We start from the raw sequence: 13,478 nt of genomic DNA, 5'->3' as shown, positions 1-13,478 counted from the left end.
ATCCTCCTTTCTCTTTACTTACACGCTTAAAAGCGATTTATCTCCTAGTAACTCCGATACAACTTCAATTACTTTTTGCGGTGTTGGCAGATAAATATCTTCTAATGGAGGTGAAAATGGCACAGGTGTATGTGGCGCTGTAATTCGTTTAATAGGTGCATCAAGCATGTCAAATCCTTTATCAGCAACTAGCGCAGCAATGTCTGTTGCTATGCTGCATCTTGGGTTGGCTTCGTCAATAACAATTAATCGATTCGTTTTTTCTACAGAAGAAAGAATCGTCTCTTCGTCAAAAGGGGATAGACTTCGCGGATCGACTACTTCTACGTCAATTCCTTTGTGAGATAATTGATCTGCTGCTGTAAGTGCAGTATTTACTTGTTTGCCAATCGCTACAATAGTTAAATCCGTTCCTTCGCGTTTCACGTCCGCTTTTCCTAATGGAATCGTATAGTAGCCTTCAGGAACCTCACCTTTCACGTTGTACAATGTTTTGTCTTCAAAAAAGATAACCGGATCATTGTCTTCAATTGCTGCTAATAATAAACCTTTTGCATCGTAAGGATTAGAAGGGACCACTACTTTAATGCCAGGAATGCTAGTGAACAAAGCGTACAAGCTCTGAGAATGCTGAGCTGCAGCTCTAAATCCAGCTCCATGAGTCGTTCGAATTGTAACAGGCACTTCTGCTTTTCCTCCGAACATGTATCTAAATTTTGCGCCTTGATTCAGCACTTGATCTAAGCAGCATCCAATAAAATCATTAAACATTAATTCTGCAACCGGTCTTAACCCCGTAGCTGCCGCTCCCATTGCAGCTCCTATATAAGCTGCTTCTGAAATAGGCGTATCAAGAATTCGTTCACGTCCAAATTCTTGCACAAGCCCCTTTGTCACTCCAAGGACCCCGCCCCACGCCTCATCATCTTGCAGGTGGTCAATTTCCGCTCCGCCAGCTACATCTTCTCCCAGCAGAATCACATTCTCATCTTTTCGCATCGCTAGTTTCATTGCTTCATTGATAGCTTCAGACATGCTTAATTTTCTAGTCATCTTCTTTTCCCCCTTTAATTAGTAAGATACATAAACATCTGTTAATAGTTCGGAAGCATCAGGATAATCGCTTGTTTCTGCTAGCTCAACCGCGCGTTTTACTGCTTTTTCTACATCACCTTCAATATCTCTGAGCTCTTTTTCTGTTACTACTTGTTCTGAAAGCAAATAGTTTTCAAAAAGAGCAATAGCATCTTTTTCTTGGAGATGTTCTTTCTTTTCACTGCCTGATTTATACGTTTGTGCGTCTCCTTCGAAATGCCCGTAATTTCGATACGTTACACATTCAATTAACGTTGGGCCTTCCCCTCTGCGAGCTCGTTGAATAGCTTCTGCAGCTGCTTCATAAACAGCCATCACGTCTTTTCCATCCACTCGTACGCCTGGAATGCTGTAAGCTGCGGCACGGTCTGCAATCGTGCTGCAGCTTGAAGCATAAGAAAATGGAGTTGCCTCTCCGTAGCCATTATTCTCAGCAACAAAAACAACAGGCAGTTTCCAAATGGCTGCTAAGTTAATTCCTTCATGAAACGTCCCTTCATTGCCCGCTCCGTCTCCAAAAAAGCAAACGCTTACATCTTTTGTCTTTTTATACTTAGCAGTTAAAGCAGAACCGCATGCAAGCGGAAATCCTCCTCCTACAATTCCATTTGCTCCTAAAATTCCTTTATCTAAATCCGCGATATGCATAGATCCGCCTTTTCCTTTGCCTAACCCGGTTACCTTCCCAAATAGTTCAGCCATCATCCCATCCAAATCGCCGCCTTTAGCAATACAATGACCGTGTCCACGATGAGTGCTTGTAATACTGTCATTGTCATTAAGGTGAGCGCACATTCCAACCGCTATCGCTTCTTCACCTGCATACAGATGAACAAAACCAGGCAGTACACCTTTTGCAAAAATTTGATGTACTTCATCTTCAAACTTTCGAATTTCTACCATTTTCTGATACATCCAGCTGGCTTTTTCTTTCGTAAGCTTTTCTGTTTTATTTTGAGCAGTTTTCATTATGGTAAGCCTCCTCATTTGATTATCAAACTTCACTTAATTACTCTTGCAAGTACCGTGCCAACATGAAAACCGCTTTATCTTAGCAATCCATTGTTTTATTTGCTCTCACAAAGTTAGACAAAATTGGACACTGTTCCAACTTTGTCTAACTTTGTCCCATCTTAGAGGAATCAATTATGTAAACTGAATTTAAGGTGCATAATAAGCGTGTGGGTTGAAAATCACATGAATAATTAGCAAGAAAGCTTTTATGTAAATATGATATAATGCTGAAGGAATCGTCTTCATTTTGAAGAACACCAAAGCTTTTAAAGGAGGTTGGTTAAAGGAAAGCGGATTTTATAGAAGTTTCACCGTAAAGTTGGATGTAAATTAAACGATGAAAGATGAGGTGAAAACCTGGAAAACATCCAAAGTTTGCGTCATCTACACTTCGCGACGTCTAGATGACATATCGCCAGGTTACAGTTATGCACAATGCAATTCAACACATTACAAGTTTCCATGTATACGCAGCCATTATTATATTTATCATTACATATTTTCTGATTATGACTGAAAAGATCAATCGCGCTTCAGCAGCTCTTTTAGGTGCTATATTAATGATTTTGTTAGGCATTGTCGATTTTAATAATGCTATTACTGAACATATTCAGTGGGAAACAATTGTCCTTCTTATGGGTATGATGATTTTAGTTGGCATTACAAATAAAACAGGCGTGTTTCAATACGCAGCCATCAAGTCTGCTAAAATTGCTAAAGGGGATCCGGTTCGAATTCTAGTTATTTTATCGATTTTAACAGGCGTCGGCTCAGCTTTTTTAGACAATGTGACAACCGTGTTATTAATTGTTCCCGTTACATTTTCGATTACTACTATCTTAAACATTAATCCTTTTCCGTTTCTTATATCAGAAGTGCTGTTTTCAAATATTGGAGGAACGGCAACTTTAATAGGCGACCCGCCTAATATCATGATTGGGGCAGCGAACCCTCACCTTGATTTTAATGCTTTTTTATTAAATTTAACTCCTGCAGTGCTGATTATCGGTGTTGTTACACTGGGGATTCTTGTTCTTATCTATCGTAAAAAGTTAAAAGTAGAAGATAGTAAAAAGCAAGAGCTAATGAGTTTAAATGAAAAAGATTATATTCAAGATTCTGTTTTAATGAAAAAATCGTTAACTGTATTAGTATTAACGATTCTAGGTTTTACCCTGCATTCTGTTTTGCACATTGATGCAGCTATGGTAGCCATTACGGGTGCTGCTGTACTACTGGTAATTGGATTAAGAACTCATGATGAAGTAGAAAGCGCATTTGATTCTGTTGAATGGACAACGATTATTTTCTTTGCAGGTTTGTTTGTTCTTGTCGGAGGCTTAATTGATGTAGGCATTATTAAAAAGCTGGCTGCTGGCGCGTTAAACGTTACAGACGGCAATATCGCACTGTCAGCTTATCTGATTTTGTGGATTAGCGGAATTGCTTCAGCTGTTATTGATAACATTCCTTTTGTTGCTACAATGATTCCACTTATTCAAGATATGGCTCATGGAATGGGAATGAGCCCTGATTCTGCTCAAATCAATGTACTATGGTGGTCATTGGCTCTAGGAGCATGTTTGGGAGGAAACGGTACGTTAATTGGAGCATCTGCCAACGTCATTGTAGCTGGCATGGCTGTAAAAAAAGGACATAAATTTTCGTTTATGGATTTTTTGAAAATTGGAGCTCCAATTATGCTTGTATCTCTTTTGATTTCAACGTTATATATCTTTCTTCGCTACCTTTTATTCCTGTAAGAAAAGAGCAATTAAAATTTACATGAACAGTAAAAAGACTTCTCAGCTGAGAAGTCTTTTTTGCTCTAGATATATGCGCTCAAGCAGCCCAAACGAAGTTGATAATAAAAGCGGCGCTAATAATATACATAATCCAGTGAATTTCCTTCGCCCTGCCGGCTAACAATTTAACGAATGTATAAGATAAAAACCCTAGCGCTAAGCCTTCGCCGATACTAAACGTTAACGGCATCAAACTAATAGTACAAAAAGCAGGCACAGCATCTGTTATCTCGTCTAAAGGAATATTTTTTATTTCTGTCAACATGAGAGCTCCAACCATAATTAAAATAGGCGCTGTAGCAAAAGAAGGAATAATACTAATTAATGGCGTAAATAAAAGACTCACTAAAAACAATATGGCAACGACCAGTGCTTTAAGGCCCGTTTTGCCTCCTTCTACAATTCCCGCAGCGTTTTCTACATATGCGTTCATTGCAGTAGATCCCATAGCAGCACTGGCTACAGTCGCAAGAGAATCTGCCACAAGCGCTTTATCTAACCCCTTAATTTCTCCTTTTTCATCCATTAATCCAGCTTTTTTAGATAATCCAATCATCGATCCTAAATTATCGAATAGCTCCACAAGCGTAAATGAAAAAATAATAGAGAAAAGACCGTAATGGAGAGCAGATTTAATATCCATTTGTAAAAAAGTTTCTGACATGCTCGGCATTGAAAATGACACAACGCTGCTGATGCTTTTAGGTGCTTCTACTATGCCCAGCACCATCCCCGCAATTGATACTAGCAAAATGCTAATCAGGGCAGCTCCTTTAATTTTTCGAGCAGTTAATACAGTTACCGCGATAAAACCTAATAAAGCAAGGAATGGGCCCGGTTTTGTAAGCTGACCAAGAGCTACTAAATTTTCTTTGTTGCTTACAATAATGCCTGCTTGCTTAAAACCGATAAAAGCAATAAATAGACCGATTCCAACAGAAATAGCACTTTTTAAAATAGCGGGTATCCCTTCAATAATCTTCTTGCGTAAGCCTGTTATCGTTAAAATAAAAAATACAACCCCTGAAATAAATACGGCTCCTAAACCTGTTTGCCACGTTAGCCCTTCACCCAATACCACTGTATACGTAAAAAAAGCGTTCAGCCCCATTCCTGGTGCTACTGCAATAGGCATATTCGCCCATAATGCAAACAAAAGAGTAGCAAAGACAGTGGCAAAAATCGTCGCTGCAATTGCCGCTTCTTTTGGAATGCCTGCGTCTGCTAAAATCGTCGGATTAACAAAGATAATATAGCTCATCGTCACAAAAGTAGTAATTCCAGCAAGAATTTCTGTTTTTACATCTGTTTTGCGTTCGGTTAAATGAAACAGCTTATCCAACCATGAAGGGTTAGGTGCTGATTTTTTTATTAGTTCCATATGCTGAGTTTCAACTTTTTCATTTATCGCCACTTGCTTTTCACTCCTTTAATGATCGATTGGATTTTTTTAACTAGTTTTTACAGCCCCTTTATTAACAAGTGTATATGTAGCCATTTTTCCACTCCTTTTTTATGAAAATATCTATAAAAAGAGCCGTGAAAACAGAAGGAAACCCTTCTATCTTCACGGCTCTTTGCTTCTGTAAACAGAAGATAAGCATCCGTTTTTTACGTGTTTTGCGAAACAAACGATTTCATCGAACGTTTTGCCATTTATATAGAGAAGTTATTTAAAGCAAATAACTGTACAAGAATTCTCTGTAACAGGATCATAATCTCTAAATAAAGAAGTGACCTCGATATCAAATAAAAGCTCCACTTTTTGCTTTAGCATTTTTTTATATTTAGTCGACAAAGCGGCATCAAGAGACATCACCAATTCTTTATATTCTTCACTAAGGGCTTCTAGTGCCGGCATTCTTTTTGATTGAGCTAGAATAAGAATTTTATTATCAATAATATCTATTTTTTGAGTATTCACACCTACATTAAAAATCTCTTGGCTAATTTGAGTATACAAAGTAGCTATCTTCTTTTTAGAGATCGGCTCCATATGCTTCACCTTTTTCATTGTTAAAAATGTGTTTTGCTATATTGTTTTCACTTGATTATTGTCCTTTGACCAGCTGCCGATAAATTCAGGCTCATCATAGTCAAAGAAATTAGTTAAATTCTCATGGCGATTATCAATAAAAAGCTGATTGGCGACTTCTGAGACGAGCTTTGGTATCGCATATTTTAGCCCTGAAAGAGCGGATGCAGAAATTCCACAGCTAATTAAAGCGGAATAATTAAAAGCAAAAAGGCCATATACCATTTTTTGACCTTCCCTATTACGACTTAAAAAAGCAAAGCCGTTACTAAGGTAAGGATGGGCGTCCAATACTGGGTTGGCAATTTCATGCGGTGCTTTGTAATGATCGCTCCAGCGGGCGATGTGTTTTTCAACAAGGCGTAATTCTGGACGAAGAGCCGGATCAGTTAGAAGCCCTGTGCTAATAATTAAATAGTCAAATGTAAAGATTCCCTGAGGAGTTGTTACAACTGCTTTGTCCTGTTTTTCTTCGACATCCAGCCACGGTGCATGTACGTGTAAATGAAAACCTGGCCATGAGGAAGCGCGTCCAAATGTATCATTTGTAGGCGGCTGGTTGTATTCGAAAAAATGAGCCATCACTTCATATTTTTCAGCATCTGACAAAGCGTGGAAACGTTCAATCATTCCTGAAGCTTCCATTTGTCTGATTGGGTTAATACGCGGAAGTTCTTTTCGACGAACAAATACATGAGCTTCAGCAACCCCTTCAGAAAGCGCATAGTTGGCATTGTCAAACGCAGAAGCTCCTCCTCCTAAAACAGCTACTTCTTTGTTCTTCAACGTAGTAAAATCAATGGTTTGGGAAGTGTGAGAATAAAGATGAGGCGGCAATTTTTCAGAAATCATAGGCGGGACATGCCACTCTCCTCCTCCTTGAATTCCTGTAGCTAGTATAACTTTACGTGCCATCAGTGTAGGACATGTAGCTCCATTCCCTTCAATATGCAAGCGATGAATACCTGTTTCCGTCGGCTCAATTAACGTTAATTTTATTTCATTTGCCACAGGAAGGTTAAGAATGCTCCGGTACCAGCGTAAATAATTCATCCAATCTCCTCTTGGAATTTTGTCAAGAGCTTCCCAGCCCTCTGAGCCAAATTGTGCTTCCCACCACGCTTGAAACGTAAGCGAAGGTATACCTAAATCAATAGACGTTAAGTTTTTTGGTGTTCTCAGCGTAATCATTCGTGCATACGTTTCCCACGGACCTTCTAAACCCGAACGGTTTTCATCAATAACAAGAATGTTTGACACGCGTTCTCGCAGTAACCCAAAGGCCGTTCCTAAACCGCTTTGACCTCCTCCAATAATGATTACATCGTATACGTGTCCACTTTTAGGGATAATTGGCTGTACTTCTGTTAGTTTCCTGAAGGAAAGGTAAGAAAGATCGGTTTCTACTCTTTTATTTAAAGCTTCTAAGCTCATCGTTATCTCTCCTTTCAATAAAGTTTCTCCGTGATAAAAAGTTCATTTTATATCTAACATAAAATGATAGGTTTTATAACATCTGTTGATTTATATTTATATTATCACTTTTGGAATATGATTGTATCTCCATTCTCTCTAAAGTTTTTTTTGCAAATTGTATAAAATCACTAATATAATTTTTTATATCTTATGTATGAAAGCATATTTACATTGTTTAAAAAGAAAAAACCATTACAAAGCTTAGTGAAGAAAGCTTTTCTGACATCAAATTTAAGGGAAACATGTGCGAGTTTGTGACAGTTATTTGTTAATTACGCTCTACTACTTGACTATCCTATTCATCAAATCTATAGTCATAATTAGTAACTCAACAAAGGGAGTCAACGTATGAGAAATTTATTTAAAATAACAGCTATATTTACAACGATTGTTATGTTTATTTTAATGATTGCCGGCAGTCTGGTCACAACCACAGGATCTGGATTAGGGTGCGGAAACGAGTGGCCATTGTGTAACGGGCAGTTAATACCCGAATACGCAGTAGCAACAATGATTGAATATACGCATCGTTTGATTACCGCATTTGCAGGTCTTCTCGTGTTAGCATTTTCTATTTGGGCTTGGATTCGTTATCGCAGAAACCGTGAAGTGAAAATTTTAGCGATTATGAGTATTGCATTTATCGTTATCGAGTCATTGCTCGGGGCTTCTGCAGTTATCTGGCCTCAGTCAGCTGAGGCGCTAGCACTGCATTTCGGTCTTTCGCTTATTGCGTTTACCGGTGTATTTTTACTTTCAATATTTGTTATTCAAAAGGATCGTTCGGATCATTTTATTAAAGGAGCGGTTACAGGCAAATTTAGATGGCTCGCATGGTTTACGCTTATATTTACCTATTGCGATATTTATTTAGGTGCATATGTGCGTCACAAAGGTGCAAGCTTAGCCTGTACAAGCTTTCCTGCTTGTTATGGCAATACTCTTATTCCAAAACTTTCAGGAACAACGGGCATTCATTTTGCCCACCGATTTGCTGCTCTTGTGCTGTTTGTTCTTATTATTTGGATTATGGTATCTGCCATCAAGCAGTATAAAGAAACTCGCCGTGATATTTACTACGCGTCCATCATTGCGGTTGCTTTAACCATTGCTCAAATATTTAGCGGTATATTTGTTGTCATGTCTCGTTTAAATGTCTTTGCTACACTGTCTCACTCGGCATTTATTACAGCGTTATTCGCTACGCTTAGCTACATTTGTGTACAGACTTTAAAAGGAAGAAGACATTAAAACAGAAATAACTCAAAAAAACACGTGCAGTTCATAACTGCACGTGTTTTTTTGAGTTAAGCTAGTTCTATTCCGCCTGTAATTCCGTAAACTTGAGCTGTTACATAGCTTGCATCCGTTGAAGCTAAAAATACGTATACATTTGCTAACTCTACCGGCTGACCAGCACGCTGTAGAGGTGTATCTTGTCCAAAGCCTGGAATAGCATCGCTTGGCTGCCCTCCAGAAATTTGCAGCGGCGTCCAGATAGGTCCTGGAGCAACGGAGTTGACGCGAATACCTTTTGGAGCTAGTTGCTTGGCTAGTCCGCGAGTGAACCCGTTAATGGCAAACTTTGTAGCTGCATAATCTAATAGATTAGGACTTGGGCTATAGCCTTGTACAGAACTTGTGGTAATAATCGAAGCACCTGCTGGTAAATAAGGCAGCGCTGCTTTTACGGTCCAATATAAAGAGAATACATTTACTTCAAAGGTTTTGCGCAGCTGGTCCGTTTCTAAATCAGCAAGATCTTCTACTGCCTGCTGTTTACCTGCTACGAGTGCTAAAACGTCTAATCCATCTAATTCTTTATAAGCTTTTTCTACTAGCTCCTTGCAAAAAGATTCTTCGCCTACATCACCAGGTATGAGTACTGCTTTTCTTCCTTCTGCTTCAATAAGCTTTTTTACTTCTTCTGCATCCGCTTGCTCTTGTGGCAAGTAATTAAGCGCAACGTCCGCTCCTTCTCTTGCGTAAGCGATAGCTGCTGCTCGGCCAATACCTGAATCTCCGCCTGTCACAAGAGCTTTTCTGCCTTTTAATTTACCTGCACCTATGTAACTGTTTTCCCCGCAGTCCGGGATGACGTTCATTTCTTTTTGTACACCAGGCGGTTCTTGATACTGTTTTGGATAGTCTTCATGGAAATATTGAGTTAATGGATTATTTAGTTTTGACATATTTGTCACTCCTTTATTAATGAATCCTTAACCAACTAAGGGAAAGTTTTCTATATACTTATTCTTCCCGTCCTCTTCTTTAGTAAACATGCTTGATGTGCTCTATTATCCTCACCTTTCTTTCATTACCTTTTCCCTTCAATCAACAGCTAAAAACAGCTGCATACGTGAAACCTACGTTTACCATCACAATAAAAAAATCCGAACGAGTCGAATTCTCTATTAAGAATCTCGATTCCTCGTTCGGATCTTCTTTCAACTAAAATACATTTATCCCCCCTCTTTAAATAAATGGTGAGAGCTTTGTATTTTGCTGTGAACAATGATCTTTCTTTCTCGTCTGTGCCCGCTACTCTGTTAGTTCCACTTGTAAAGGCTTTGATTCTTCTTCGGCTTCTTTAGGAGTGCGAACGATTAACACATCACATTTGGCATAGCGTAAAATATGCTGAGATACGCTTCCAATTAAAATGCGCTCTACTGCGTTTAACCCCGTTGCACCGCATACAATTAAATCAACGTGCTTATCAGGAGCAATTTTTTTAGATATTTTTGTTTTAGGAGAACCGTGTTCAATTAATGTTTCGACTTTCGTTACTCCAGCCTTAATGGCTAGGTTACTATAGTTGGTTAAAAGTTCTTCAGCAAATTTCTCTGCGTCTTGAAAGCGTGTATCCGTATAGAATGCATAAGGTGATGGACTTAGCGCCTGTATGTCGATAACGTGACAAATTATCAAATGAGCGTTATTTTTTTTCGCACTGTTAACTGCTTTTTTGAATGCCCACTCCGCTTCTACAGAACCGTCTACTGCTACGAGGATGTTACGATAAGCCATATTCATCATAATCTCTCCTTTGTCTTTCGTTTATAAAGGACTTTCTTTGCTACACTTTTATTGTACTTCTTGCGCAAGCGAAAATATGTGATTTTCATCACAATGTAGAGGAATTAATAAAAAATAGAGCCGTGCACATCGTACACGGCTCTATTTTTATTGAACTTGAGAGTTAAAAGTCATGATCCAAATAGATCCTGCTACAATCGTAATAACAAAAACGATTCCAAGTATTAAAGCCATCACATTATAACGGGGCTTCTCTCCGTCTTTAATATGCATGAAGAAAAACAGTTGAATGAAAAATTGAAGCACGGCCATTCCTAGAATACTGGCTAATAATATATTTTTAGCAAATACATGGTTTAGTACCAGCATCAGAGGAATAACGGTTAAAATAATCGAGAAAATAAATCCTATTGTATAAGCTTTTAACGACCCATGGTTCTCCATCTACATCACCCCCATTAAATACACAACCGTGTAAAGGAAGATCCAGACAGCATCAAGAAAATGCCAGTATAAGCTGATAATCGTCACTTTTCGCTTTGTTACAGAGGTAATTCCGTATCGTTTTAATTGGATTGTAATTGAAATCATCCAAATGATGCCGACAGAAACGTGCAGCCCGTGCGTACTAACCAGCGTATAGAAAGCTGTAAAAAATGCGCTGGTGGAAATGGTTGCTCCTTCATGAACCATTGTTTGAAATTCATGAATTTCAAGGCCAACAAAGCACATACCTAAAAGCAGAGTTACGATTAGCCAGCCAATTAAAGGCTTTATTTTTCCCTTGTGCATGCTCAGCACAGCTAATCCGCTCGTAAAGCTGCTCGTTAATAAGATAAACGTTTCAGAAACAAATCCTGGAACTTCAAAAAATTCCTTTCCTGTAAGGCCTCCCGCAGTATGATTAACAAGAACGGCATACGTAGCAAATAATGCTCCAAATAAGATGCAGTCCGTTACGAGGAAAAGCCAAAAACCTATAACTTTGATTCCTTCATCATGTTCATGATGATGTTCTTCGCGGTGCGCTGTCGCATATGCCATGTCAGCCAACCCTCCCTACTGAATCTTCTGTATGTCGAATTTCATCCACCGGAATATAATAGTCCGAGTTGTATTGAAAAGAACGAGCTAGTAAACAAGCTCCGACTCCTGTCAAACCGAATATCGCCATCCACACCCAGTGGAATGTTAAGCCAAAACCAGCAATGAACCAGAAAACCGACATGATAAATGGAATACCTGAATTCTTAGGCATATGAATCGGAGAGAAAGTAGCTGTTTCCTTCGCTTTTTTCTTTTTTCTTTCTTCTTTTATTGTCCACCACGCATCTTGCCCCGTTACTGTTGGAATCACTGCAAAATTGTAGTGCGGCGGCGGTGAAGGGATGGACCATTCTAATGTACGTCCATTCCAAGGATCCCCTGTTACATCTCGTTCTCCGTACTTAATGCCATGAAGAATCTGCCATGCTTGAAAGATAAACCCTATGCCCATAAAGAAGGCTCCCACTGTAGAGATAACGTTCAGCGGTCCCCATCCCATGTCAAAGTCGTACGTATAAATACGGCGCGTCATTCCCATAAACCCTAATGCGTATTGAGGCATGAAGCATACGTAAAAACCAATATTCCACGTCCAAAACGCCCATTTACCAAGACGGTCATTGAGTTTAAAGCCAAACATTTTTGGCCACCAATAGTACAAACCTGCAAAAAAGCCGAATACAACGCCTCCAATTAACACTTGGTGAAAGTGTGCAACTAAAAAGTAGCTATTATGATACTGATAGTCCGCGGGAGCTGCTGAAAGCATAACACCCGTTGCTCCTCCCACAACAAAGCACGGGATAAAAGCAATTGTCCATAGCATTGGCTGCGTCATTTGAATACGGCCGCGGAACATCGTAAATAACCAGTTGAACACTTTAACGCCCGTTGGAATTCCGATAGCCATCGTCGTAATAGCAAAAAACACATTCACATTAGCGCCTGCACCCATCGTAAAGAAATGATGTACCCATGTAAAATACGATAGAACGCTAATAATCATCATTGAAAAAACCATAGATTTATAGCCAAATATTTTCTTTTGAGAAAACGTTGCAACGATTTCAGAAAAAATGCCGAATGCAGGAAGTACAACGATATACACTTCAGGATGTCCCCACATCCAAATTAAGTTAATGTACATCATTGGATTTCCTCCGCCGGTCATGGTAAATAAGTGCCCGTCAAAGAAGCGGTCAATAAACAATAAAGCAAGCGTTACGGTTAATACAGGAAACGCAAAAATGATAATAATACAGCTTGCTAGAACGGACCACGTAAATAGCGGCATATGCATAAGTTTCATACCGGGGGCACGCATTTTTAAAATGGTCATAATGAAATTAATTCCAGAAGCCAAGCTGCCAATACCTGATATTTGAATGCCCCAAATATAAAAATCTTGACCTGGTCCAGGACTGAACTGCATGCCAGAAAGCGGCGGATAACTTAGCCACCCTGCATCTGGCGAGCCTCCGATTACAAACGACAAATTGAAAAGCATGGCGCCAAAGAAAAATAGCCAAAAGCTTACCGCGTTTAAAAAAGGATAGGCGACATCTCTTGCTCCAATTTGAAGCGGCACAACAATATTAAAGAACGCAAACATAAGCGGCATTGCCATAAATAGAATCATAATGGTTCCGTGCGTAGTGAAAATTTCGTTGTAATGATTAGAATCTAGAAAATGCCACTGGGGAAACGCTAGCTGCATACGCATTAATAATGCATCTACTCCGCCTCGAAACAGCATTAACAATGAAGAAAGCATATACATGATTCCAATTTTCTTATGATCCACCGTTGTGAGCCACTCACGCCATAGCCACTTCCATTTTTTAAGATAAGTAAGAACAAAAATAATACCGGCTAGTGTTAATAAAATGGCGACATCTGCTCCGTAAATCATCGGTTCTCCTGTCACGAAAAAATGAGATGAAAAATCTTTTAATTTGTCTAACAAT

Annotated in this window: 12 protein-coding genes; 2 read left to right on the top strand and 10 right to left on the bottom strand. The window is 39.1% G+C overall.

Annotated features, from left to right (window positions below):
* Positions 1-18: 18 nt before the first annotated feature.
* On the bottom strand, positions 19-1,053 hold the full coding sequence (locus tag AC0C45_RS18920) for an alpha-ketoacid dehydrogenase subunit beta (protein WP_047931935.1): 1,035 nt from the start codon (positions 1,051-1,053) through the stop codon (positions 19-21).
* A gap of 18 nt (positions 1,054-1,071) precedes the next feature.
* Positions 1,072-2,064, bottom strand: a complete 993-nt coding sequence (locus AC0C45_RS18915) for a thiamine pyrophosphate-dependent dehydrogenase E1 component subunit alpha (protein WP_372588399.1) — start codon at positions 2,062-2,064, stop codon at positions 1,072-1,074.
* Positions 2,065-2,537: 473 nt separating this feature from the next.
* Here AC0C45_RS18915 and AC0C45_RS18910 point away from each other — a divergent pair, with 473 nt between their 5' ends.
* Positions 2,538-3,872, top strand: coding sequence for an ArsB/NhaD family transporter (locus tag AC0C45_RS18910; RefSeq protein ID WP_013082773.1), 1,335 nt, complete (start codon positions 2,538-2,540; stop codon positions 3,870-3,872).
* 79 nt (positions 3,873-3,951) lie between these two features.
* Here AC0C45_RS18910 and AC0C45_RS18905 read toward each other — a convergent pair whose 3' ends face one another.
* From AC0C45_RS18905 to AC0C45_RS18895, 3 genes are all read right to left on the bottom strand, one after another.
* Positions 3,952-5,328: an NCS2 family permease gene (locus tag AC0C45_RS18905; RefSeq protein ID WP_472928520.1), complete on the bottom strand. Its 1,377-nt coding sequence runs from the start codon at positions 5,326-5,328 to the stop codon at positions 3,952-3,954.
* 255 nt (positions 5,329-5,583) lie between these two features.
* Positions 5,584-5,910, bottom strand: a complete 327-nt coding sequence (locus AC0C45_RS18900) for a Na-translocating system protein MpsC family protein (RefSeq protein WP_047931938.1) — start codon at positions 5,908-5,910, stop codon at positions 5,584-5,586.
* A gap of 36 nt (positions 5,911-5,946) precedes the next feature.
* A complete protein-coding gene (locus AC0C45_RS18895) occupies positions 5,947-7,383 on the bottom strand; it encodes an NAD(P)-binding domain-containing protein (RefSeq protein ID WP_047931939.1) in 1,437 nt (478 codons plus the stop codon).
* A gap of 390 nt (positions 7,384-7,773) precedes the next feature.
* Between AC0C45_RS18895 and AC0C45_RS18890 the strand changes: the two genes are divergently transcribed.
* Positions 7,774-8,676, top strand: coding sequence for a COX15/CtaA family protein (locus tag AC0C45_RS18890; protein ID WP_047931940.1), 903 nt, complete (start codon positions 7,774-7,776; stop codon positions 8,674-8,676).
* Between the two features lie 56 nt (positions 8,677-8,732).
* Here AC0C45_RS18890 and AC0C45_RS18885 read toward each other — a convergent pair whose 3' ends face one another.
* From AC0C45_RS18885 to qoxB, 5 genes are all read right to left on the bottom strand, one after another.
* Positions 8,733-9,617 carry an SDR family oxidoreductase gene (locus AC0C45_RS18885; protein ID WP_016763765.1) on the bottom strand — a complete coding sequence of 295 codons (885 nt, stop codon included), beginning with the start codon at positions 9,615-9,617 and terminating at the stop codon, positions 8,733-8,735.
* Between the two features lie 349 nt (positions 9,618-9,966).
* Positions 9,967-10,461, bottom strand: coding sequence for a universal stress protein (locus AC0C45_RS18880; protein WP_026106550.1), 495 nt, complete (start codon positions 10,459-10,461; stop codon positions 9,967-9,969).
* Between the two features lie 150 nt (positions 10,462-10,611).
* Positions 10,612-10,908 carry a cytochrome o ubiquinol oxidase subunit IV gene (cyoD, locus tag AC0C45_RS18875; protein WP_013056574.1) on the bottom strand — a complete coding sequence of 99 codons (297 nt, stop codon included), beginning with the start codon at positions 10,906-10,908 and terminating at the stop codon, positions 10,612-10,614.
* A complete protein-coding gene (cyoC, locus tag AC0C45_RS18870) occupies positions 10,909-11,508 on the bottom strand; it encodes a cytochrome o ubiquinol oxidase subunit III (protein ID WP_047931941.1) in 600 nt (199 codons plus the stop codon). It abuts the gene before it with no gap.
* A 1-nt stretch (position 11,509) separates the two neighbouring features.
* Positions 11,510-13,477, bottom strand: a complete 1,968-nt coding sequence (gene qoxB / locus AC0C45_RS18865; protein ID WP_013082765.1) for a cytochrome aa3 quinol oxidase subunit I — start codon at positions 13,475-13,477, stop codon at positions 11,510-11,512.
* Position 13,478: the final 1 nt, after the last annotated feature.

The sequence above is a fragment of the Priestia sp. VA7 genome, assembly GCF_055710015.1.
Note: the sequence above shows the minus strand (reverse complement) of the source record. Positions and strands in the feature narration are given on the sequence as shown.